Consider the following 24128-nt stretch of genomic DNA (forward strand, 5'->3'; position numbering starts at 1 on the left):
GACCCTAGGCGTCCAGTAGCGCGGCGGGCGCGGCTATCAGCGCGAGGATATCGGCCACCGGTTGCGGCGCGCCCAACCAGAAACCCTGCACCTCGTCGCAGCCCAATTCGCGCAACCGGCGCAGCTGCTCGGCGGTCTCTACACCCTCGGCGACAATACTCAGTTTCAGGCTGTGCGCCAGTTGTACCACGGCCATGGTGAGCGCGTGTTTATCGCGGTCCTGGGCCACACCGGCCACCAGTTGCGGGTCTATTTTGAGCCGGCTGAAGGGCAGCTGCTGAATCACCGAGAGCGACGACATAGCAGAGCCGAAGTCGTCCAGCGCGAAACTGGCGCCCGTCACCGACAGCAGCCCCATCACTTCCTGCGCCAGCTTGGCGTCTTTCATCAAGGTGACTTCCGACAACTCAAACTCCAGTTGCGAGCCGCGCATGTCGGCCGCATCCAGCAAGGCCACCACCTTATCCACCAACTTGTCGTCGCGCAGCTGGCGCTGCGACAGGTTGACGCACATCACCACATCGGCCATTCCGTTCAGGCTGAGCTGGCGGTAGTCTTCGCACACCTGCGCCAACACCTGATAACCCAGCTCCACAATCAGCCCGCTGCCCTCGGCCACCTCGAGAAAGGCCGCTGGCGCCAACAGGCCCTGGGCCGGGTGGCGCCAGCGCACCAGCGCCTCCAGCGCGCAGACTTCGCCGGTGATAGTATCCAGACGCGGCTGGTAATAGACCGCTAATTCGCCCCGGCCCAGACCGCGCCGCAGCTCCTGTTCGGTGGCGAGCAATCGCCGGGCGTCCTGGTCCATGACCTCCGCGTAAAAGCAATACTGATTGCCGGACGCCTGCTTGGCGCGGTACATGGCCATGTCGGCCTGACGCTGCAAATCATCGGCATCGCTGCCCGAGCGGAAGGGCGCAATACCCAGGCTGCAACCCACGGTAATCTCCATGCCGCCAATATCGAAGGGCGCGGCGATGGATTGAATCACTTTGCTGGCCAGGTGGGCCATATCGGTACTGGCGCTCATGCCGTCCAGTAGCAGCGTAAACTCGTCGCCACCCACCCGCGCCACGGTATCGCTGGCGCGCACACAGGCCTGCAGCCGCTGCGCCGCCTCGCGAATGAGCTGATCGCCCACATCGTGGCCGTAACAGTCGTTGACGGGCTTGAAACCATCCAGGTCCAGGTACATGAGGGTGAAGGGGTGGTCGCCGCGGCGCGCCAGATCGACGGCGTGATTGAGTCGATCTTTAAACAGGGTGCGGTTGCTGACACCGGTCAGCGAGTCGAAATGGGCCAGCTCCGCCAACCGCGTTTCATTGGCCTTGCGCTCGATGGCGTAGCGCATGGTGCGCTCGAGCAGTTGGGCGTCGATCTTACCCTTAATCAGATAGTCGGAGGCGCCCACGCTCAGGGCTTCGCGATCGACATCGGCCTCCATTTCGTCGGTCATCACCAGAATTGGCGCCTTGGCGCCCTGGTTGCGGGCCGCTTTTATCACGTCCTTTGCGCTGCCCTGGGCCCACTGGTAATTGAGCAGAATAACGTCGTAGTTTTCAGACAGAATTTCGGGCAGCGCTTGCTCCAGGGCGGGCAGCCAAGTGATGTCGTAGGCAGTGTGAAAGATTTCGGACAGAAGGCTGCCGATTAACAGGTATTCAACCTGTTCAGCATCGATAAAAAGCAACCTTATGTGGGTGTCCATGGCGTTAAATCCGGCCGCTGCCGCGCTTCCTGCTAGCTGTGTGTTTTTGTTTTAAATTTTTCTGTGGCAAGCGAGAACTCTAACCCAGCCGCGCCGCCAGGGGAACCAAGCAGAGGCCGATATAGCGTTTTAGTGGTATAAACGGTTTTGACCTACCAGCCAGTTATCAACTTCAGGCTTAATGGATATCACTGGGTGAAGGCCACGGCCAAGCCTGTTAGCATTTGCGCTTTTTTGGGGACGTGAACTTGGCCACCCATATCGCCGGCATCTCAATCCGCGTCCACGGGCTACTGTGGGGCGCGGCACTTCTGCACCTGGCCCTGGCGGGTCTCCTGCCGTTGACTTTCTTCGAAGCCCACTACGCCCTCTACGGTTACTACCTTCAGCTCAGTTACGTCGATCATCCGCCGCTCATGGGTTGGCTACAAGCGCTGGCGCTATGCTTGGGCGATGGGAAAATGGCGCTGCGCCTAATTCCCATCGGCCTGACCCTTGCCACCCAATATTGCCTCATCGCTATCGCCCGCCGCCTGTACCCGGGGCGCCCGGGGCTGGATCTCGCCCTGGCCTGGCTACTGCAACTGATGCCGGTCTGTCACATTGTCTTTGCCGCCGCGCCGGATCTGCCGCTGGCACTGTGTTCCTCCTTGGCCCTGTGGGCGCTGCTGAACATTCTGACCTACGACCGCTGGCGCGACTGGCTGGCCCTGGGCGCCTGCTTCGGCTTGGCGGGTCTGTCCAAATACACCGCCATTGCCCTGGTGCTGTCGCTGCCCCTGGCAATGTGGGTGGGCGGGCGCGGCGGGCGCTGGCTGCTGTCGCCAAAACTCTGGGCAGCGGCTGCACTGGCAACCGCTATTGTCAGCCCGGTGATCATCTGGAATGTCCAACACGACTGGCTGAGCTTCCGTTTTCAGCTGGGCTACCAAGAAGGTGATCAAGGGAGCTGGTCACCGGCCGCCTTTGGCCAGGCCCTGGCAGCCCAATTGGGACTCTATTCACCCTTAGTGCTGTTGGTGCTGGGGTTGATGCGCGCGAGCGCGCCAAGCGTGGCGCGCGCTCACGCACTCTGCCTGACCTGGGCACTACCCGCACTTTTACTGTTCGCCTATCAGGCCGGCGCCGGGCGCAGCTCGCCCCACTGGACCTACACGGCCTGGCTCGCACTAACGCCCGCGCTGGCGCTGCAATGGTTGCATTGGTGGCACAAACCCTGGCTGCGCTACGCCAGCTATGGCTGGGGGGCCTTGGTGGCGGCAGCCTTAATCTTTGCGCTGGCCTTGCCCTGGCTCAGCTTTGACGACTTTAAACACCCGCTGCGCCGCTTTATTGGCTGGCAGCCAGCCACCGCCCACGCACTGGCGCTGCGCGACCAATGGGCGCAAGAGCGCGAGCCAGGCTACCGGACGCCGCCCACGCTGCTGGTTTACAATTGGCACTTTGCCGAGCCCATCGGCTGGTATGGCCGCCCCGCAGCGGTGCGCGACGCGCGCGGTAAGGTGTCGCAATTCAGCCAGTGGTTTGGTCACTGGGGGCCGGGTGATCGAGGACTATTGGTACGACCGCGCAAAACCGAAGAGCCAAATCCGGTACACTTAGACGGCGCCGAGTGCACGCCAGTGGATCGCTACACGGCAACCCTTAACGGCCGCAAGGCGCAGGCCTACCACTTCTACCGCTGTTACTGGCCCGCCCAACCCTAGAGTTATTTGAGTGTCAAAACACGTCAGCAAATTAAACCCGCGCCAGCGCGAAGCCGTCTTGCATATCGACGGTCCCTGCTTGGTATTGGCCGGCGCCGGTTCAGGCAAAACCAGTGTGATCACACGCAAAATTGCCTATCTCATAGAGGAGTGCGGCATACCTGCGCGGCACATTGCGGCGGTGACTTTTACCAACAAGGCCAGCCGCGAAATGAAAGAGCGGGTGAGCGGACTGGTCAAGGGCGCCGCCGCGCGCGGGCTCACCGTGTCGACCTTCCACAATCTGGGCTTGAATATTATTCGGCGCGAGCACAAACAACTGGGCTTTAAACCCGGTTTTTCCATTTTTGATGCCGAAGACGCCCGCGCACTCCTCAAAGAGCTAATGCTGAAGGATGGCGACTTGGATTCCGATCACTTAGATCTGGTGGCCAATCAAATTTCAAATTGGAAAAACGACCTCACGGTGCCAGAATTTGCCGCCTCCAAAGCCCAGAGTGAAGGCGAGGCACAGATTGCCGAAATTTACCGGCGCTACAACCAAGCGCTTAAAGCCTACAACGCCGTGGATTTTGACGATCTGATTTTAACTCCAGTGCGGCTTTTCTCCGAACACCCTGACATACTCGCGCGCTGGCAACGGAAAATACGCTACCTGCTCGTGGACGAATACCAAGACACCAACTCGAGCCAATATTTGCTGGTGAAACTGCTGGTGGGTAATCGCGGCGGCCTTACCGTGGTGGGCGACGACGATCAATCCATTTACGCCTGGCGCGGCGCGCGGCCGGAAAATCTATTTTTACTAAAAAAAGATTTTCCGTCGCTGGTACTCATTAAACTCGAGCAAAATTACCGGTCCACCAGCCGAATTTTGCGCGTGGCCAACCATCTAATCGCGCACAACCCACACGAATTTGAAAAGGCGCTTTGGTCGGAAATGGGCTTGGGCGAAGAAATTCGCGTCATCCGCTGCGCCAACGAAGACGCCGAGGCAGAACGGGTGGCGATGGAAATTTTGTCGCAGCGCTTAAAGCGTCAGATTAAATTTCGCGACTTTGCCATTTTGTATCGGGGCAACCACCAGGCGCGGTTGTTGGAAATTAAGCTTCAGGCGCACCAAATTCCCTACAGTATCTCCGGTGGCACCAGCTTTTTCGCCCGCGCAGAAATTAAAGACGTGATGTCCTACTTGCGATTAATTGTAAACCCCGACGACGACAACGCTTTTTTGCGCATTATTAATACACCGCGCCGGCAAATTGGTACCAGCACACTGGAGGCCTTAGGCCACTACGCCAATCAGCGCCAGATCAGCATGTTTGCCGCCTGCCACGAAATTGGCCTGTCGGAGCACGTGCCCGCCGCCAGTTTGGAGCGCATCCAACGTTTTTGTCACTGGCTCAAACACATTGGCGAATTGTGCCGAGGCGATGATCCAGTTGCCGCAATTCGACAAATGGTGGAAGACATCGACTACGAGGGCTGGCTGCACCAAAATGCCTCCAGCCCTAAAGTGGCCGAAAAGCGCATGGAAAATATTTGGTATTTGCTGGATTCCATTAAAAATATTTTGCAGAAAGCCGACGACGAACACGTCACCATTGAAGATGCCATCGCCAAGTTGGTGCTGCGCGATATGCTGGATCGTCAAGCGGAAGAAGACGAGCTAGACCAGGTGCAGTTAATGACGTTGCACGCCTCAAAGGGGCTCGAGTACCCGCACGTTTTTATGGTGGGTATGGAAGAAGACCTGCTGCCCCATCGCACGAGTATTGAAGAGGACAACATCGAAGAGGAGCGACGCCTCACCTATGTGGGTATCACCCGCGCACAAAAAACACTGACCATGACCTGGGCCGGTAAGCGCAAGCAATACGGGGAAATTATTGAAACCTCCTACTCGCGTTTTCTGGATGAATTGCCCGAAGAAGATGTGCAATGGGAGGGCAATGGCCAACACAATCCCGATGCCAACCGCGCCCAGGGCAGCGCTACCCTGGGCAGCCTGCTCTCCATGCTGGGTGGCCCAAAGCCAAAATAGCCGCACCAGGCCGCCAAGGTTTAGGCTTGACCCGCTGATTTTTTCCCTTTATTGTTATTTTGACCATAAGCTAGCTGTATCGGCCCGTGGCGGTCTGCGCAGAGACGCGGGCCTGATTGGCAGCGATAGCCGCCAGATCCCAACAATAATAAGTGAGACACAGCATGAGCAATCGAATTCAAGCCCCGCAGCGCGGGCAAAAGGCGCAGCCGCGCCCCTTCCAACGCACCGCCCTCGCACTCTGCATTATGGCCGCCAGCGCTGCCGCGGCCCAAAACAGCAGTACCGACATTGAAGAGGTACAGGTACTGGGCGTAAAAGGGGCTCTGCAAAATGCGCAGGATATGAAACGCAATTCCGCGACTGTGGTAGACGCCATTTCCGCGTCGGATATCAATGCGCTGCCCGATAAAAGCGTGCTGGAAGCGTTGCAGCGGGTGCCCGGCATCTCCATAGAAAACTTTGCTGCCGCCGAAGACCCGGACCACTTCTCCATAGAAGGCAGCGGCGCAACCCTGCGCGGCATGCCCCAAACCCGAAGCGAATTTAACGGCCGCGACAGTTTTTCCGCCAACAACGGCCGGGGCCTCAGCTTTCAGGATGTACCACCGGAGCTTATGGGTTCGGTGGAAGTCTTTAAAAACCAGACCGCCGACATGATTGAAGGGGGCATCTCGGGCACCATCAATCTCAATACCCGCAAACCCTTCGACAGCGAGGAGCGGCAGCTGGCGGTTAACGGCGCACTCAATTACAGCGACCTGGCCGAGGCCACCAGCCCGGATTTATCGGGTATCTACAGCGATCGCTGGCAAACCGAGGCGGGCGAATTTGGTCTGTTGGTGAGCCTTGCCAATTCGCGCCTGAAATCCGCTAACAATTCCATGCAAAACGGCGTCAACAACCAGGTGGATGTCCCGGGTGTTGGACTGCGCTGGACGCCCATCAATGCCGGCGCCCGCCAGGTAGAACAGGAGCGCGAACGCACCGGCGGCAGCCTGGCTGTGCAGTGGGCAAACCCCGCTGAAACCTCGCTCACTACCTTTGAATACATTCAATCGGATGCCAGTCAGACTTGGTTGGAGCGCGCCGTTCAATCCGACGATACAGTGGGTACCGCCAGTGCCGACAGCCGCTATAACAGCAATCAGTTTGTAGCGGGCCGGTTGAATGGCGCACCCAATTACAACAGCTACACCCGCCAGAGCGACCAACAATCTAAAGTTGAGGACTTCTCGCTCAATGTGGCGCTAACCCCCAACGATGATTGGTCGATCACTCTCGACGCCCAGTATGTGCGGGCCCACAACAATGTAACCGACCTTTCGGTGTTCGGCGCCCTGGCCGCCGATGTGGCCGTGGACTATTCGGGCAGCAACCCGGAAGTGGCTTTTGTGGCGCCGGAAGCATCTGGCCAGACAGATGCCGACTATTTTACCGACCCGGCAAACTTTTATTACCGCGCAGCCATGGATCATTTGGAAGAATCGGAGGGCACAGAAAAAGCCCTGCAACTGGACGTGGAATACCAAATCAACGACGGCTGGTTGCACTCGGTGAAAGGCGGTCTGCGCGCTTCCGATCGCGACCAGACGACCCGCTGGACCACCTACAACTGGGGTGTATTGTCCGAGTCCTGGGCCGGCGGTCAAAAATTTTTCAATGGCGTCTACGACTCCACGCCCTGGGATGGCCAGCCCGGCACTGAAAGCTACCCAGCGCCCAACTACGATACCGTTAGCTTCGATGATTTTTATCGCGGCCAGGCCGTGGGCGTTAGCGGCGGAAAAATTCTCGCACCGGCCGCCAGCCTAGTGCAAGATTACGATCACTTCCGATCGGAACTCGAGCGCATTTTTGGCTTTGCCCATCTACAAAGTCGCGGCGACCTGGTGGACGACTACTACCTGCCCACTGAGTTAAACAACACCAATGAAAAACGCCAGTCTGCCTATCTGATGCTGAATTTCGGCAGCCCGGATGAAGCCTGGGTGGGTAACGCCGGCCTGCGCTATGTACGCGTCACCAACGAGACTGACGGCGGCGTGTCCTTTGGGTCTTTCGGCAACTCCGCACTCTTACCTGCGGAAGATGTGGCGTTCATGAACGGCGCCAGCTACGCCACGGCGTCCAGCAACGCGTCCAACGCCCTGCTGCCCAGCCTGAATGTTAAATACAATATTAACGACGATTGGCTGGTGCGCTTTGGCTACTCAAAAGCCGTGGCCTTTCCCGATCTTGGCAACCTACGCAACTACATGAATATCTACGGCATCGTAGAAGAAGTGGATATCGATAACGATGGTCAACCGGATTCGGGCAGCGTCAGTGAATACCGCGCCAGTACCGGCAACCCCTACCTTGAGCCCATGGAGGCACACAATTTCGACGTGACACTCGAGTGGTATTTCGACGATGTGGGTGCGGTTACTGCCGGCGCTTTCTACAAAGATCTCAGCAACTTTTTTTCAGCCGGCACCTATCCACAATCAATCACCAATAACGGCATTACCAAAACAGTAGAAGTCGAAGGGCCGGTGAACGCCGGCGACGCCAGCATAAAAGGTTTAGAGCTAGCTTATCAGCAATTCTTTGAAGACTTGCCCGGTGCCTGGAGTGGTTTAGGTATCCAGGCCAACTATACCTACCTGGCCAACAGTGGCGCGCCCAATCAAAACCTTAAACCCGACGAGGGAGCCGTGGTCGACGTAGAGTTTGAGGGCCTGCCGCTACAGGGTATGTCTAAGCACACCTATAACCTGGTGGGCATGTACGAATACGAAAGCGTATCGGCCCGGCTGGCCTGGAACTGGCGCTCGGAATACCTGCTGACCACCCGCGACGTCATCACCAAGCTGCCCATCTACAACGCACCTGAAGGCCAGCTCGACGGGTCAATTTTTTACAATATCAACGATAATGTAAAAGTTGGCTTTGAAGCTACCAACCTGCTCAACAAAACCACTCAAACGAAAATGCAGGTGGATCAGGCGGGCACCAAAGTGGATCGCAGCTGGTTTATTAACGATCGTCGCTTTGCCGCGGTGGTACGCCTGACATTTTAATCTGTATTGCGAAAATTCGAGCGCCGATTACCCTTGCAGCGCTCGAATTTGCGTACTGCCGTTGGGCGCAACGCTGTTGCGCCTTTTTTTCGCCGCGAAACCCGGCAAGCTTCAAGGTCAGTTTCCAAACCGAGGACAATTACTAAGAGCACACCTATGGCAGATTCCGAAGTGCGTATTCGTACCTTACTCATCGTCGGCGGCGGCACTGCGGGTTGGATGGCCGCCGCTGCGCTGGCGCGCGTATTGGGTCGCGGTGACATCCGTATCCAGCTGGTGGAATCCGATGTCATAGGTACCGTGGGTGTTGGCGAAGCCACGCTGCCTGAAATTGTAAAGTTCAACCAAATGCTGGGTATTGATGAAGCGGCGTTTATGCGCGCCACCGGCGCCACTTTTAAACTGGGTATTGAGTTTGTCAATTGGGGCCACCAAGGCGATCGCTACCTGCACCCCTTTGGCAGTTTCGGCGCGGATATTCACGGCATTCCCTTTCACCACTATTGGTTGAAATTTTTCCAGCGCGGGCAGGCATCGCCACTGGCTGATTACTCATTGGCCGTGCGCGCGGCCATGGCCGGCAAATTTTCCCACCTGGCCACACAGCCTCCCATTGTCAGTCCGCCGTACGCCTATCAGTTTGATGCCGGACGCTACGCACAACTGTTGCGCGACTACGCCGAAGCGCGGGGTGTTGAACGCTGCGAAGGGGAAATCACACACACTTCAAAAAATGCCGAAACCGGTGCTATAGCAGCGGTACACCTCGCTGACGGCCGGCAACTGGCGGCGGATTTTTTCATTGACTGCAGTGGCTTTCGCTCGCTGCTTTTGGGTGAAGCGCTAGAAGTTCCCTTTGAAAACTGGCAGCACTGGCTCCCCTGTGATCGCGCCTATGCCGTCGCCAGCACTAACACCGAGCCAACACCACCATTTACCCGCGCCACTGCACACAGCGCTGGCTGGCAATGGCGGATTCCGCTGCAACATCGCACTGGCAACGGCCTGGTATTTAGCAGCCAGCATTGTCGGGAATCACAAGCGCTTGAGCTACTGCTAAACAACCTCTCGGGCGAGCCCCTAGCTGAACCCAAACTATTGAAGTTCACCACCGGCAGGCGCGCCGTCTTTTGGGAAAAAAATTGCGTGGCCATGGGGTTGGCCGCTGGCTTTATGGAACCCTTAGAAAGTACCAGTATTCATCTGGTGCAATCGGCCATCACTAAGCTCATTGCGCTGTTTCCGCGCCATTCCAGTGAAACACACAACCGGCGTGTATTTAACCGGCGCAGTATCTACGAGTTCGACCGCATTCGCGATTTTTTAATATTGCACTACAAGGCCACTGCCCGCGATGACTCGCCCTTTTGGCGCGAATGCGCCGGCATGGCCATTCCCGATTACCTAGCGGAAAAAATGGCGCTTTACCGCAGTACGGGCCGGCTATTTCGGGAGGACAACGAATTATTTAGCGAGTCCAGTTGGTTGGCCGTACTTCAAGGGCAAGGAGTATTCGCACAGGACTATCATCCGGTAGTCGACACGCTGCCCGAGACAGAGGTGCGCCAATTGCTCGAGCAATTTCGCGCGGGCGTTGCAAACTATGTAAACGCCATGCCGAACCACGCCGACTATCTTGACCGCTATTGCTCAAGTGCCGCCGTTAAACACCTTTGACCTTATTGCGCACAGCCGATACCGTGTATACAACGAGCGAACGGAGGGCCTCTCATGTGCGGGCGATTTAATGTGATTCAATCGCCAGCGGTCATAGCGCTGATGGCAGAGCTGGGGTTAAACGGGCAAAGGTTACGCTTTAACGACGATTGTGCACCCTGCAATCCTATCAGTATTATCACTGGATCAGCTCAGGGACCAGCACTGCAAGACGCCATCTGGCACCTTTATTTGGAATCCACTGCCACCGGCTTCAAACCCCATAGTCGCTACTGGTCGATTAATACCAATTGGCAGCAACTGCCCAAAAAACGTGAATTCAAAACCAGCCGCTGCCTAATCCCAGCCACCAGTTTTATCGAGTCGCAAGACGGCAAGCACCCGCATCAACTGTCTTTTGACGAGCAGGCCTTTTGCTTTGGGGGCCTCTATAAAACCTGGACCCACTCCGCCACCGGCGAGACGGTTACCTCGGCATCCATAATCACCTTGCCCGGGCACCCAAAACTGGCACATATCCACCGAAAATCACTGCCATTGATTTTTAATCAGTGCCAAATTGCCGACATGCAAACCTGGTTGGACCCCGCAACCCAAACGAGTTCGCTCGCGCCATTTTTAGTGAGCCAATTGCGGCTACCCCTGCAGGCCTTACCCGTGGATAAATCCAGCACCAAACGCGCCATCGGAGCCGCCTTGGAAATTGCACCGGACACCAGCCAATAGGGGCTAGTGTTCATTGACTGGGCTTTGTGCTGGCACTGGGTAGTGCAGCTGCGATTCCCGCGCCCAGGCCTGCGCGTGCTGCTCGTTGAGAAACAACATTTTTCGGCTGGGTAGATCTACCCGGTGAATAATTTCACCATAGTATGCCTGAAAGAGTTGATTTAGCTCGCCATTATTCACCATGGTAGTGAGACCGCGCTCAATGCGTTGCGCCAACCTTGGGTGCTCTGGCGATACGTAGGTGTAGGTCAGCGCCGGAATATACAACAGCAGGTGCGGCACAATCATCAGGTTGCTGTTGTCGGGATCGCGCCAGTCCAGTTCACCGTACGCTTCGTGGGCTCCGCGCAGCATGTAGTCGAAACGTTGCTGAGCCAGCATGGAAAACAGACCGTCGTAATTATTGCCCGTCTCCATTTCAAATCCGTACTGCGCTAATATTTCGCGAGTTTCCCAGTCATTTTGAACACCCAGTTTAAGCGCCTTAAGTTGTTCGAGAGTGGAGATCTTGCTGAACATGTCGGCGTTATCTTTGTGAATCAATATCACCCGATAATTCAGAATTCCTCTGCGAATTGGAATTGGGATTTCGATGGCATTGGCGCGCCAAAGGGGGCTTTCTACCGAAAAGTACACATTGATCAGATCGCCAAATTTAATGGCGGCCGCCGCGCGCCGGCGATTCATGGCTGGACCATCCCAAATAACGTGGAACGGGCCGTATTCCTCCTCTGTAATTTCCAGTGCTCGCTGCAGAACAGCATTTTTATAATCGTTGCGGACGCCCACGGAGGATTGAGGCTGCGGCATAATAACGATATCTTGTGCCTGTGCCGGCACGCCGGCCGCCAACCACAGCAGCGCTAGCAGGCAAAGTAGGTGGCAAGCGGGTTGCCGTAAAAATAATCGGCTTAGCTGAGGCATTGGCAAGTCAATCACGGAGTGCTGTAGCCGCTAAGTATAGGTGAATATCTTCCACGCGCGCAGCCATTCAGACAGAGGTAACACCTATGACCCACACACTCGACGACGCCGAACTCTACGCCCTTAAAGTGGCATTCAGCTACATGCCACAGCGCATTGAAGTAACCCGCTACGAGTATGGCGAGCGGTACGAAAAAGTACTGGAACACATAGACACGGTGCGCGAAACTTTGCTTGCGCACGGCGTCGACCCCGAAGAAGTCTACGGCGAGATCCACAGCGATATAGCACCCAATTCCTCTTATTGATTGCGCGCCAATCTTTGGGCCCGACGCTTTTAGCAACTTGCCCTGTGTTAATCTGCCCAGCGGGCGCCGACACAACCGCCGTATGGCCCCAGACAATTCACTTGTTAGCAGCCTAAGGATACCCATGAAACAGCTACCCAGCGATGTCGCGCCCTACAAGCAAACGCCCGAATTTACCGAGACGACCGTACCTACCGGTTTGCTCAAAGCGCACCAAACCAAAGCCGATGTGTGGGGCAAAATTGTGGTGCTGGAGGGGCAGCTCGAATACACCATCAACGAACCGCAAGAGGAAGTTCAGCTACTCGATTGTCGAACTTTCGGCGTGGTGGAACCCCAGGTATTGCACCAGGTTAAACCCTTGGGGCAGGTGCGTTTTTTTGTGGAGTTTTATCGCTGATTCGCACACAGTCACCAACAAAATCATTCGACCTTAGGAGTTTTTTATATGCGCCCTGCAATTTGCCGACTCATTGCCCTGCTAGGGCTTGCTGTCACACCCCTGAGTTTTGCCGACACCTCGCAGGGTACCGGCTTTGCCGAGCGCTATTTTGCCGCCTGGGTGGCCACCCAACAGCCCAACGCCCAGCCGGAGCACCTGGAGGCCTACCTGGCGCTGCTGACCGACGATGTGGGCTATCAGCATTTGCCCTACGCCGCAGATGACAGCCGCGCGCCGGACAACAAAGCGCGCATGCGCAAAGGTATGACCTATTACCTGGGCAGCCACAGCGCATTTGACGCCGAGCTCACGCAAGTGACAGAGGGCGTGAACGTGCTGACACTGGCCTATCGCGCGGCCGCCAAAGGCGTCCACCCGGATACTGGCAAAGCGCACGCCTACGACCACGAGGTTTTGGTGGTACTGGAACTGGACAACGGCAAGGTATCGGTTATTCGGCAATACGACCGCTCATAACTGCCCCGCACCAAGGGCTCATGGAGATCATTGGATGAACACAACCCTCGGCGCCGACGGCAAGCACCGCTGCCATTGGTGTGCACAAACGGACGATTTTATTCCCTACCACGACCGCGAATGGGGCTTTCCCGTGGCCGACGACCAACGATTGTTTGAAAAACTGACTCTGGAAAGTTTTCAGTCGGGTTTAAGTTGGCGCACCATACTGGCCAAACGCGAAAATTTTCGCGCGGCCTTCGCGCACTTCGATTTTAATCAAGTGGCGCAATTTACCGAGAAAGATAAACAGCGGCTGCTGAACGATGCAGGCATCGTCCGGCACCAAGGCAAGATTGCCGCCACCATTAACAATGCCCAGCGCGCCTGCGAACTGGTGCAACAGGAGGGCTCGCTAGCGGCTTTTTTCTGGCGCTACGACACCCACAAGCTGGCCCCCGGCGATGCGCCCAGCGACCGAGCCAAGCGTCTGTCAAAGGATTTGAAACAGCGGGGCTGGCAATTTACCGGGCCCACCACTGTATATGCGTTTATGCAGGCCGCCGGGCTGGTTAACGACCATGCACCCGACTGTTGGAGTCACGCCAAAGTGACGCAGCAACGCGCCAAATTTACGCCGCCAGTCCCGGTGCCCAGCCATGATTAACACTCACGCCTTGCGAACACTGCTGGTGGGTTTGACGCTGGTGCTACTGTGCTCCTGTCGGTCGCAGTCGCCCGAGCCCTGTTCAAGCCAATGGCAAGCCCAGGTAGATGCACAACTGCACACGGGCGACGGCCAGGGTCACGGCCCCGATCTGGGGTCCAAGGAGTGGCAGTCGGTGGTCACTTTCAAGCTAGGACTGCGCGACCATGCAGACCTGCCCACCTTGGGCACCCACGATTGGTGTGTGTTTATCGATCGGCAGCTGGCCGCGCGCCGCACAGGACCTTAAGTGAGGGCCATCGGCCTATTTGGCAAAACAGAAGAAATTGAGCTTATTGCCGTCTAGATCGCGAAAATAGCCGGCGTAGAAGCCGCCCTCGCCCCGTGGCCCCGGCGCGCCTTCGTCGGTGGCCCCTAGACTCAACGCCTTGGCGTGCAAGCTGTCCACCTGTGCCGGCGAGGCCACGGCAAAAGCGACCATCACGCCATTGCCCACGGTGGCGGGCTGCCCGTCGTGGGGCCGAGTGATGCAAAAGCCCGTACTTTCTGGGTTGTTAGACCAAACGATAAAGCTGTCTTCCTCCATAAAGCGCGTGGCGTCTATCTCTGCCAACAGGGCGTCGTAAAAGGCCGCTCCGCGCGCCAAATCGTTGCACCCTAGCATCACATATCCCATCATTTGCGTATCCTCCATTGAATTTGAACGCCGGTTATAGCAGATTGGCGGCTGTAGCACCTCAGCCTTGCCGCTGATTCTACGGCCAATGGCTTTGATTTCGCGACCAATCTGGCCCCAGCCGGCCACAACCGTCGCCCCAGGCCCTTATAATAAGAACTCAAATAAAGACGCAGTTACCCCTATGCAGCCGCTCAACCAACAACCGCTGGTTCAAAAAATTCTCAATCAGCCCAACTACCAGTTCTGGGCACTGAATATTTTTGGCTGGGCCGGCTACGGCTTTTTTGTGGCCCTGTCTGCCGTGTTCTGGGACAGACACCTGGGTTTGCAAGTGGCCTATACCCTTATGTCGGTTACCTCTGGCCTGGTGCTATCGCTGTGGCTGCGCAGCTTTTTTAAGAAGATCTGGAACAAAAACGCCATCGCCCGGGGCATCTATTCACTGTTAGCGGTTGTCGCAACCACCGGGGTCTGGTCGTTTTTAAAGATGGAAGTCTTTTTCTACCTCAACAAAGACATGATGGATATAAAAGACAAGGAGGTTGCCCACAGCCTGTACGAGTACCTGGGCTGGTATACCTACTCATTTTTTATATTTTTAAGTTGGGCGGCGCTCTACTTCAGTCTGAAATACTACCGTATGCTGCAGGCGGAAAAAGAAAAGACACTTAAAGCCCAGGCCATGGCCCACGAAGCGCAGTTGAAAATGTTGCGCTATCAGCTAAATCCGCATTTTTTGTTCAATACATTGAACGCCATTTCCACGCTTATTCTTGAAAAAGAGACCGCCACCGCCAACGGCATGGTCACCGAGCTCAGCAAATTTTTGCGCTATTCGCTCGATAACAACCCCATGCAGAAAGTCACGCTGGCGCAGGAAGTGGAAACCCTGCAGCTATATCTGGGCATCGAAAAGCTACGCTTTGAGGAGCGTTTAAACATTCACTTTCGTATCAGCGATGCCGCGCGCAATGCCCACATACCCAATTTGCTCATGCAACCGCTGATTGAGAACGCTATTAAATACGCCATTGCCAAAAGCCCAACGGGCGGCACCATAGAACTGGACGCAGACGTGTTGCACAACCAGCTGTCGATTCAACTCACCGACAACGGACCCGGCATTGCCGACATTCCCGTGGCACTGCGCGAGCGCGCCGAGGGGCAGCACGGCGGCGTCGGCCTGGCAAATACGCGCGAGCGCCTGCACGAACTCTACGGCTCGGCACACAGTTTTGAACTTGAAAATATTACCCCGCACGGATTGCGTATTACGATTCGCATTCCCTACAGCAGTACGGAAAGGAGCAAGGCGGCATGACACTTAAGGCATTAATTGTTGACGACGAATCGCTGGGCAGACGCGGACTCAAACTGCGCTTGGCCGAGATAGACGGCGTCGAGGTGGTGGGCGAGTGCAGCAACGGCAACGAAGCCTTGGCGGCCATTCCCGAACTGGCACCCGATCTGGTATTTCTGGATATTCAAATGCCGGGTATGGACGGTTTTGACGTTGTACGCAGCCTACAAGCCGACGACATGCCCATGATTATCTTCTGTACCGCCTTTGATCACTACGCCGTCGACGCCTTCAAAATTCACGCCGTGGACTATCTCCTCAAACCCATTGAGGACAGCAGATTGCGCGAGGCCATCGCGCGCGCGCAAGAGGTATTCGAGCACAAAAATGCCGTCGCCGACAAGGCGCAACTTCTGGATGTCATCGGCCGCATCACTCAGAAAGATCCGGCACAGCTGGAAGATTGGCTGGCCGAAGAAGGCGAGGGCGCCCAATACCCGGAAAAATTGGCGGTTAAAGACGGCGGCAATATTACCCTGGTACCCGTGGCCGACATCGACTGGGTGGACGCCGCCGGCGATTACATGTGCCTGCACGTTAGCGGCGTCATTCACGTCATGCGTATCACCATGAAAGCGCTCGAAGAACAATTAAATCCGGCCCTGTTCCAGCGGGTACACAGATCCACCATCGTTAACATTAAACGAATTGAAAAAATCAGCTCTCATATCAATGGGGAATATCACCTCATTTTGCACAGCGGCGATAAGTTAAAAATGAGCCGCAGCTACAAAGACAAGGTATCCACCTTCCTCAAGTAACCGTTGGTCGTACGGTTTCTTTGTTTGCGGCCCGTGGACTCCACTGGCCGCAAGTTTTTTACACTACGCCTCAATTTGCGGAACTCTGCCAAACCCTTTTGCTAAGGTGACATTCTCTCACGCATCCACGCTGCACGAATGGATATGCCACCATGAATTTCACCAAAGCAACTTTGCGCAATCCACCCGCTGCGATTGTCGCCATCATCTTCGCCGTCGCCTTCGGCCTGTTCAGCTTAAACAAACTACCCATTCAACTTTTCCCCGATATTGAAAACCCAGTGATCAATATTCAAGCGGGCTGGCGCGCCGCCAGTCCAAAGGAAATGGAATCGGAAATCGTCGAGCCCATCGAAGAAGTGCTGCAGGGTTTGCCGGGTGTCAAAGAGGTCGTGGCCTCCTCCAACGCCGGTTGGGCCTGGATCAACCTGACCTTTAGCATGGATACCGACATGCAGAAAACGCTGGTGGATGTGATTTCGCGCATGAACCGCTTAAAGCCTCTACCGCGCGACGCCACCCAACCTATCATTAGCCTCGGTGGCGGCGGCAGCGGTGGGCCCGCGCTGACGTGGTATTTTTTACAGGTATTGCCCGGCAACGACACCCCCGTCGAGGATTACATCCCCTTTGTGGACGAAGTCATCAGCCCCGCCATCGAGTCGATACCAGGCGTTGCCAGTGCTCGGGTGGGCGGCGCCGGGGGCAATAACCAGGAAGAGCTACAAATTCGCTTTGACCCCTATCGCGCCGCCCAGCTGGGCATTCAATTGCCGGCCGTGGCGGGCTTGGTCAGCCAGTCTAACGACGTCTCGGGCGGGCGCGTCGATGTGGGCCGCCGCCAGTACACACTGCGCATGGCCGGGCGCTTTAAGCCGGAGGACCTGGGCGGCATGGTGTTGGAGTGGCGCGACGGCAAGCCCATCACCTTGGGTGACATCGCCGATATTGACGTGCGCAAGCCAGACCGCTTTAGCTTGGCCACGCAAAACGGCAACCCCGCCATCGGTATCGAGATTACTCGCGAGAGCGGCGCCAATGTGCTGGCTACGTTAAACGCCGTGAAAGCTAAAATGGCCGAGCTGCGCGACGGCCCCGTGGCCGCCCGCAACCTAACGGTGGTGCAGTCCTTCGATGCCTCGGTGTTTATCTACCGCGCGATTAATCTCGTCACCAGCAACATCTTTTTGGGTGTGCTATTGGCTGTGGGCGTACTCTGGTGGTTCTTGCGCCGTCTGCGCGCCACCTTGATCGTTGCGCTAACCATTCCCATCTCGCTGCTGTCGACCTTCATTGTGCTGCAGTTTACCGGCCGCACACTCAACGTCATCTCTCTGGCGGGCCTGGCCTTCGCCGTGGGCATGGTGCTCGATGCGGCCATTGTGGTGCTGGAAAATGTGGTGCGCCTGCGGGAGCAAAAACACGCGCCCGACGACAGCGCCACCCAGGGCACGGGCGAAGTGTGGGGTGCCTTGCTGGCCTCTACAGCCACCACCGTGGCCATCTTTTTGCCCGTGGTATTTTTGAAAGATGTGGAGGGCCAGCTGTTTTCCGACCTGGCGCTTACCATCACTATCGCGGTCAGTATTTCGCTGTTGGTCGCCGTGACGGTGGTGCCACTGCTGGCCTCGCGCTGGCTCAAGGACGAGGGCCTAAAAGATCACAACCAGGCGCTGTGGACGCGCATTACCGGGCTGATCATGCGGCTGACGCACACGGCCAAGCAGCGTTGGGCACTGATTGCCGGCCTGATTTCGGTACCGCTGCTGGCCACTTGGCTACTGCTGCCCGAAATGGACTACCTGCCGCCGGTTAAGCGCGACGCAGTGGATACCTTCTTCCGGTTTCCGCCCGCCACCAATATCGACACCATCGAGAAAGAAATTGTGGCGGTCATCAACGAGCGCATGGGGCCCTATATGCGCGGCGAAAAAGAACCGGCGCTGAAAAACTTTTACGTGTTGGTGTGGCCGGGCGGCGGCACCATGGGTGCGCGCGCCTTGGATCAGTCGAAGGTGGAGGATCTACTAAAAATTGTGCGCGAAGAAATTACCGTCGACCTGCCCGACACCCAAGCCTTTAGTTCACAGGGCAATTTGTTTGGCCAGTTCGGCGGCAACCGCGCCGTGCCCATGCACCTGCAGGCGTCCGATCCCAAGCTGCTAGCCCAGGTGGCCGAGCAGGCGGTGGGCTGGGTCAACGAAGCCATACCCGAGGCTCAGGCGCGCGTGGAGCCGGGCACTGCCGACTCGGAGCCTGAACTGCGCCTGCTACCCAACGACCGAGCGCTGCAGGAGCTGGGCTGGAACCGGCGCGACATGGGCGCGGTTATACGCATGCTGGGGCAAGGCCTGTGGGTGGGCGAGCATTTTGACGCCGTCAAACGCATGGACGTCATTTTGCGCGCCCAGCGCTGGGATGATCCCGAGTCGCTTACCAACCTGCCACTGGCCACCCCCAGCGGCGCCGTGGTGCCCCTCGGCCAGCTGGTCAGCCTTGAGCGCACTGTGGGGCCCAACCAGATTCGCCGCATCGACCGCCGGCGCACACTGACGCTGGTGGTGGTGCCGCCGGAAGACATGTCGCTCGAGAAAACCATCGCCACGCTGCGCACCCAGGTGGAGCCCAAGATCCGCGCCGCCCTGGCCAGCGGCAATGTCCAGTACGGCGGCAGCGCCGACAACCTCAAACAGGCGCTCGGCACCATGGGCGAGAACTTTGCCGTGGCGCTGCTGATTTTATTTTTATTGATGAGCGTGCTGTTTCGCTCGCCCAAAGACAGCGCTCTGGTATTGCTGGCCATGCCGCTAGCCATGGTGGGCGGCGTTATCGCCCTGCAACTGCTCAACGCCGTGGGCTTCCAGCCGTTGGATCTGCTCACCATGATTGGCTTTGTGATCATGCTGGGGCTGGTGGTCAACAACGCGATTTTGCTGGTGCATCAAACCCGCTCCGCCGAGCGCGCGGGCATGAATCGGCACCTGGCCGTCGAACAGGCACTGATGTTGCGCCTGCGGCCGATTTTTATGAGCACCCTCACCAGTTTGTTCGGCATGTTGCCTTTGCTGCTGATGCCCGGCGAGGGCAGTGTGATTTACCGCGGCCTGGCGGCCGTTATCGTGGGCGGCATGAGCGTTAGCACGTTATTTACACTGGTATTGCTGCCGTGTTTTCTGCGCATGGGCGCCAAGGGTCAATTGTCGATGCACGACATCCCACCCGGCAGCCAATTGCGCCATCTGAAATCTGTGGCCTGAGGAACTTGCCATGAAGCTATTAACAACCATTGGTGTCATGGGCCTGTGTTTGGCCAGCTCGCTGGTCTCTGCCCAGCAACAACGCCCGCCTGCCGCCGTCGAGGTGGCAGAGGCACAACTGCGCGATATCGCCCCTACGGTGTGGGTGCCCGGCACCGTCATTAGCCGCCAGGATTCCAATATCGCGGCCGAAATTGCCGGTAACCTACTCTGGGTGGCAGAGGTGGGCGATGCGGTTAAAAAAGGCCAGCCACTGGCGCGGCTAAACGATAGGGTTTGGCAATTGCAACTGGCCAACGACCAAACCAATATCGAGCGCCTCAAGGCCAATCTTGAATTTCTGACCCGCCAGGTCGAACGCAACGAACGACTGGCCCAGGCCAATAACGCCTCCAAGTCGGAAACCGAGCGCCTAATCATGGAGCGCGAAACCACCCGCCAGCAATTGCGCGCCGCCGAAATTGCCCTGGCCCGCACCCAGTACGACTTGGAGCGCACCCAGGTGCTGGCGCCCTTTGACGGCATTGTGGTGGCGCGCAATCACCAGCCGGGCGAACACATTGGCGTCGGCGAAACCCTCGTGCGCCTAACCAACACGGTCAATCTGGAAATCAAAGCGCAGGCGCCCCTTGGCACCCTGCGCTACGTGCAAGCGGGCGGCGAGGTGGCCATTAAAAATGCCTTCCTCACCCAAACTGGCAGCGTGCGCAGCCTGGTTCCCGTAGGCGATGAGCGCTCGCGCATGCTGGAATTGCGGATTACCGCCGACGCCGACTGGGTGATCGGGGAGGCAGTGCGGGTAGAGCTACCCAACGGCGAGACACGGGCGTCTCTGACGGTGCCTCGCGATGCTCTGGTGCTGCGCGAACACCAAGTCTACGTGTTTAAGGTGGGCCCCGACGACAAGGCCGAGCGGATCGACGTAGTTACTGGCGATGGCTACGGCAGTCGCATTGCCATTTCCGGCAACCTGGCACCCGGCGACCTGGTCATCGTGCGCGGTGCCGAGCGCCTGCAAGAAGGCCAAACCGTCAACATTCTAAAACAACACGCCGCCACCGACGGACTGGCCAGCAACAGCTGATTCTGCCTGCAGCCTTTCATTTCGGATTTTTGCCCCCATCATTGGGGGCAAACCTCAGTTTTGTGAATGAGCCGATTGTTATGAAAACTGCCTTTTTGCTGCAAAACCAGTTGAAACACTTGCTTAACAAACAACGTGAGTGGGTAGACGCCACAGACCTCAAAAGTCTCTACCAAACGCCCCACAAAGACGAGGCGATCAACCAAAAGGTAGAGGTCAACGCCAAGGACTACACCCAGCGCATCCACCTTTTGGAGTGCCCGCTCAACGACAAGGGCCTGCCAATGATTCCAGCAGATGCCCTGCCCGAGCCGCTGCCCGTCAAACCCAAAACCGGCGAGCAGTCCGACCTGCTGGACGCGACATCCCCTGATGACGCAGAGGCTGCAGACGCGCTAAGCTCCCCCCTAACCGAGGCAAACGACGCACCCTCAGCGCCTTCGGATGCCGATCAAACCCAGCCAGTCAGTCTGCTGGACTGACCACACGCCTAAGGCCTAAGGAGTAGCCCTTGACCACCCTGTCGCAACCCCTGCAAGACAAATTGGCCTGGTTGGCCGAGGGCAACACCCATCTGTTAAAGGTGATACTGCGCGGCCTGGAGAAAGAAAGCCTGCGCGTGGGCACAGATGGCAAGCTCGCCCAAACGGATCACCCCAAGGCTCTAGGCGCCACGCTCACCCACCCGCACATCACCACGGATTACAGCGAAGCGCTGCTGGAGTTCATCACCCAGCCACACACCAGCGTGGACGCGCTACTGGGCCAGTTGAGCGACATTCACACCTTTACCTACCGCCACCTGGGCGACGAGGTGCTGTGGGGGGCCAGCATGCCGTGCATGATAGGCGCCGACGCCGATATTCCCGTGGCCCGCTACGGTAGCTCCAATACCGGGCGCATGAAAACCACCTACCGCATCGGCCTGGGCCACCGCTATGGACGCGCCATGCAAACCATCGCCGGTGTGCACTACAATTTTTCCTTTTCCGACGAGCTGATTGCAGCGCTGCACGCCCGCGCCAAGAGCCCGCTGAGTTTTCAGGACTTTAAAACCCAGTGCTATTTTGATTTGATCCGCAACTTCCGGCGCTATTTTTGGCTGTTGGTGTATGTGTACGGCGCCGCACCCGCAGTGTGCCGCAGCTTTGTGAAAAACCGCCCCCACAAACTCGTACCCGTGGGCGACGACGACCACAGCTTGCACCTGCCGCACGCCACCAGCCTGCGCATGGGCAATCTGGGCTACCAGAGCGACGCCCAAACCTCTCTGATGGTGTGCTACAACAACCTCAACACCTACCTGAAAACCCTGTGCGGCGCCATAACCCTGCCCCACGCGGACTACCAGGCCATCGGCCTGAAAGATGCCGAGGGCAACTACAACCAGCTCAATACCGCACTGCTGCAGATAGAAAACGAGTTCTACTCCACTATCCGGCCCAAGCGCACCAGCCAGCGCGGCGAGACGGCGCTGAATGCCCTGTACGCGCGCGGTGTAGAGTACATTGAGGTGCGCTGCGTCGACCTGAACCCCTACGAACCGCTCGGCGTCACCCGCGAGCAACTGCACTTTATGGATGCCTTTTTACTGCACTGTCTGCTGGAAGACAGCCCGGAAACCGACTGCAGCGAATATGCCGACATGCAGGAAAATCAGCGTCGCATTGTGGAGCAGGGGCGCGACCCCCAATTGACCCTCAAGCGCTCGGGTCGGGAATACCCCATGCACCAATGGGCCGACGAGCTGCTGGCGGGCATGGCCCGCAGCGCCGAACTGCTGGATCAGTCGGCCGACAGCGCGGATTTTTCCCAGGCTGTGGCCAATGTCGCCAGTCGCATCGACGATCCTCGCCAAACGCCGGCCGCCAAACTCTTGGCCGATATGCAAGCGCACAACAAGACCTTTTACCAACTGGCCAAAGACCTGGCCGACCAACACGCCGAGTACTTTCGCCAGCGCAGTCTCACCAAAGACAGCCTGGCGCTATTTGAAAAACAAACCCAGGCCTCACTGGCCGCGCAAGTACAATTGGAGCGCGATCAGGATGGCGACTTCGAACAGTATTTGGCGGATTTTTACGCCCAATACACCTGCTGCAACAAACCGAAGTTTGACTGCCTCTAGCAGCGCCCAAACACCGGTGTGGGCCAGATGAATTATCTGGCCCACCTGGCACTGTCCGGCGCCGATGCGCACATGCGCGCGGGCGGTTTTCTGGGCGACTGGCTAAAGGGCCCACTGCACCTGCACACAGACCATTGGCCCGCCGGCGTCATTGCCGGCCTGCAGCGCCACCGCCAAATTGACGCCTGGATCGACCGGCAACCCGAGACCGCCGCCGCCATGGCCGCTCTGGGCCCGCGCTACCGGCGCCTGGCCGGCCCCGTCATCGACATCGCCTTCGATCATCTGCTGGCCCAGCAGTTTAGCCACTGGCACGACCAATCCTTGCCGTCCTTTTGCGGGGAGGTTTTCAGTCAACTGGCCCCGCTGCGTGCGCAGATGCCCGCCGGCGCCCAGCGCTTTTTAGCACGCGCCCAAGCACACCAGCTGTTTGAGCGCTACGGCGAGCCAGCCACTTTTTACCAAGTGGTGGGCAGTTTGCGTTTGCGCCTGTCAAAGCCCGAGTTATTAGCCGGCGTGGAAACTACGCTGGCGGCGCAGCAAACCGCCATCGCCACCCAGTTCAACGCGATTTACCCCAAGTTGCTGCAGTATGTGAACGCCCTTGAGACGCAAGATCGCTAAGCCTGTCGCCACCAACCACTGGGGAGGCCCCTATGCCCGTCATCACCATCCGCTCACTGCCCTTCGCCGAAACGCCGCCCATGGGCACTTGGCTACAACAGATCAGCGCCGATTTCGCCCGCGGCACCGGCATTGACGAAACCCACATTTCGCTGCGCTGGCATACGCTGCCGCCGGGATATTGCCTCGATGCCGGCCGCTGTGAAGAAACTCAACCCGCGCACAGCCAGCCGATACAAGTGCACCTGCTGGTGCCGGATTTTAACAGTGCCGAAACCCAAGCCCACATGATGACCTTGCTAGCCGACTGCTTGAGTCGCCACACGCCAATCGCGCGCGACAATATTTTTATCCACCTCGAACTGGCGCACTCGGGGCAGGTGTTCGACGCCGGCGAGCTAGTGCGCTGGTAACCCACTTGCGCCTGCCGCCGCCGTGCACATGGCAGTCCGCCACCGACTTTGATATTCTGCGGCCTGCTATTTAACCGCACTGAGAATTACCACTCAGAT

The 24128-nt window shown here is 57.6% G+C and carries 21 protein-coding genes; 18 read left to right on the forward strand and 3 right to left on the reverse strand.

Going from position 1 to position 24128, the window contains the following annotated elements:
- Positions 1–4: 4 nt before the first annotated feature.
- Positions 5–1708, reverse strand: coding sequence for a putative bifunctional diguanylate cyclase/phosphodiesterase (locus ACW8F6_RS13945; RefSeq protein ID WP_491576484.1), 1704 nt, complete (start codon positions 1706–1708; stop codon positions 5–7).
- A 248-nt stretch (positions 1709–1956) separates the two neighbouring features.
- Between ACW8F6_RS13945 and ACW8F6_RS13950 the strand changes: the two genes are divergently transcribed.
- The 5 genes from ACW8F6_RS13950 to ACW8F6_RS13970 all read left to right on the forward strand — a co-directional run bounded on the left by ACW8F6_RS13950 (position 1957) and on the right by ACW8F6_RS13970 (position 10926).
- Positions 1957–3414: a glycosyltransferase family 39 protein gene (locus ACW8F6_RS13950; protein ID WP_491576485.1), complete on the forward strand. Its 1458-nt coding sequence runs from the start codon at positions 1957–1959 to the stop codon at positions 3412–3414.
- 10 nt (positions 3415–3424) lie between these two features.
- Positions 3425–5458 (forward strand): DNA helicase Rep, encoded by a 2034-nt coding sequence (rep, locus tag ACW8F6_RS13955; protein WP_491576486.1) that lies wholly within the window; start codon positions 3425–3427, stop codon positions 5456–5458.
- Between the two features lie 164 nt (positions 5459–5622).
- Entirely contained in the window at positions 5623–8523 is a 2901-nt protein-coding gene (locus ACW8F6_RS13960; protein ID WP_491576487.1) for a TonB-dependent receptor, read from the forward strand.
- A 156-nt stretch (positions 8524–8679) separates the two neighbouring features.
- A complete protein-coding gene (locus tag ACW8F6_RS13965; RefSeq protein ID WP_491576488.1) occupies positions 8680–10200 on the forward strand; it encodes a tryptophan halogenase family protein in 1521 nt (506 codons plus the stop codon).
- Positions 10201–10254: 54 nt separating this feature from the next.
- Entirely contained in the window at positions 10255–10926 is a 672-nt protein-coding gene (locus ACW8F6_RS13970) for an SOS response-associated peptidase family protein (protein WP_491576489.1), read from the forward strand.
- Positions 10927–10929: 3 nt separating this feature from the next.
- Here ACW8F6_RS13970 and ACW8F6_RS13975 read toward each other — a convergent pair whose 3' ends face one another.
- The gene (locus ACW8F6_RS13975) at positions 10930–11850 is read right to left on the reverse strand and encodes a substrate-binding periplasmic protein (protein WP_491576490.1); all 921 of its coding nucleotides are present in this window, start codon (positions 11848–11850) and stop codon (positions 10930–10932) included.
- Positions 11851–11936: 86 nt separating this feature from the next.
- Between ACW8F6_RS13975 and ACW8F6_RS13980 the strand changes: the two genes are divergently transcribed.
- The 5 genes from ACW8F6_RS13980 to ACW8F6_RS14000 all read left to right on the forward strand — a co-directional run bounded on the left by ACW8F6_RS13980 (position 11937) and on the right by ACW8F6_RS14000 (position 14012).
- Positions 11937–12158: a penicillin-binding protein gene (locus ACW8F6_RS13980; protein ID WP_491576491.1), complete on the forward strand. Its 222-nt coding sequence runs from the start codon at positions 11937–11939 to the stop codon at positions 12156–12158.
- Between the two features lie 124 nt (positions 12159–12282).
- Entirely contained in the window at positions 12283–12558 is a 276-nt protein-coding gene (locus tag ACW8F6_RS13985; protein WP_491576492.1) for a TehB family protein, read from the forward strand.
- Positions 12559–12606: 48 nt separating this feature from the next.
- Positions 12607–13077, forward strand: coding sequence for a nuclear transport factor 2-like protein (locus ACW8F6_RS13990; protein ID WP_491576493.1), 471 nt, complete (start codon positions 12607–12609; stop codon positions 13075–13077).
- Between the two features lie 34 nt (positions 13078–13111).
- Positions 13112–13723: a DNA-3-methyladenine glycosylase I gene (locus tag ACW8F6_RS13995; RefSeq protein ID WP_491576494.1), complete on the forward strand. Its 612-nt coding sequence runs from the start codon at positions 13112–13114 to the stop codon at positions 13721–13723.
- Entirely contained in the window at positions 13716–14012 is a 297-nt protein-coding gene (locus ACW8F6_RS14000) for a hypothetical protein (RefSeq protein ID WP_491576495.1), read from the forward strand. Before ACW8F6_RS13995 ends, ACW8F6_RS14000 begins: the two co-directional genes overlap by 8 nt.
- A gap of 15 nt (positions 14013–14027) precedes the next feature.
- On the opposite strand, the gene ACW8F6_RS14005 is transcribed toward ACW8F6_RS14000, so the two are convergent.
- Complete coding sequence (locus ACW8F6_RS14005) at positions 14028–14402, reverse strand: VOC family protein (protein WP_491576496.1); 375 nt, start codon at positions 14400–14402, stop codon at positions 14028–14030.
- A gap of 181 nt (positions 14403–14583) precedes the next feature.
- Here ACW8F6_RS14005 and ACW8F6_RS14010 point away from each other — a divergent pair, with 181 nt between their 5' ends.
- The 8 genes from ACW8F6_RS14010 (at position 14584) to ACW8F6_RS14045 (ending at position 24029) form a co-directional block, all read left to right on the forward strand.
- Positions 14584–15723 carry a sensor histidine kinase gene (locus ACW8F6_RS14010; RefSeq protein ID WP_491576497.1) on the forward strand — a complete coding sequence of 380 codons (1140 nt, stop codon included), beginning with the start codon at positions 14584–14586 and terminating at the stop codon, positions 15721–15723.
- The gene (locus ACW8F6_RS14015) at positions 15720–16523 is read left to right on the forward strand and encodes a LytR/AlgR family response regulator transcription factor (protein WP_491576498.1); all 804 of its coding nucleotides are present in this window, start codon (positions 15720–15722) and stop codon (positions 16521–16523) included. The genes ACW8F6_RS14010 and ACW8F6_RS14015 overlap by 4 nt, the downstream gene beginning before the upstream one ends.
- 152 nt (positions 16524–16675) lie before the next feature.
- Positions 16676–19780 (forward strand): efflux RND transporter permease subunit, encoded by a 3105-nt coding sequence (locus ACW8F6_RS14020; protein ID WP_491576499.1) that lies wholly within the window; start codon positions 16676–16678, stop codon positions 19778–19780.
- A 10-nt stretch (positions 19781–19790) separates the two neighbouring features.
- Positions 19791–20864 carry an efflux RND transporter periplasmic adaptor subunit gene (locus ACW8F6_RS14025; protein WP_491576500.1) on the forward strand — a complete coding sequence of 358 codons (1074 nt, stop codon included), beginning with the start codon at positions 19791–19793 and terminating at the stop codon, positions 20862–20864.
- A gap of 80 nt (positions 20865–20944) precedes the next feature.
- Positions 20945–21346, forward strand: a complete 402-nt coding sequence (locus ACW8F6_RS14030; RefSeq protein ID WP_491576501.1) for a hypothetical protein — start codon at positions 20945–20947, stop codon at positions 21344–21346.
- A 38-nt stretch (positions 21347–21384) separates the two neighbouring features.
- Complete coding sequence (gene gshA, locus ACW8F6_RS14035) at positions 21385–22992, forward strand: glutamate--cysteine ligase (protein ID WP_491576540.1); 1608 nt, start codon at positions 21385–21387, stop codon at positions 22990–22992.
- A 27-nt stretch (positions 22993–23019) separates the two neighbouring features.
- Positions 23020–23616, forward strand: coding sequence for an acyl carrier protein phosphodiesterase (locus tag ACW8F6_RS14040; RefSeq protein ID WP_491576502.1), 597 nt, complete (start codon positions 23020–23022; stop codon positions 23614–23616).
- A gap of 32 nt (positions 23617–23648) precedes the next feature.
- On the forward strand, positions 23649–24029 hold the full coding sequence (locus tag ACW8F6_RS14045) for a hypothetical protein (protein WP_491576503.1): 381 nt from the start codon (positions 23649–23651) through the stop codon (positions 24027–24029).
- The last annotated feature ends 99 nt before the right edge of the window (positions 24030–24128 follow it).

It is taken from the genome of Simiduia sp. (genome assembly GCF_058345725.1).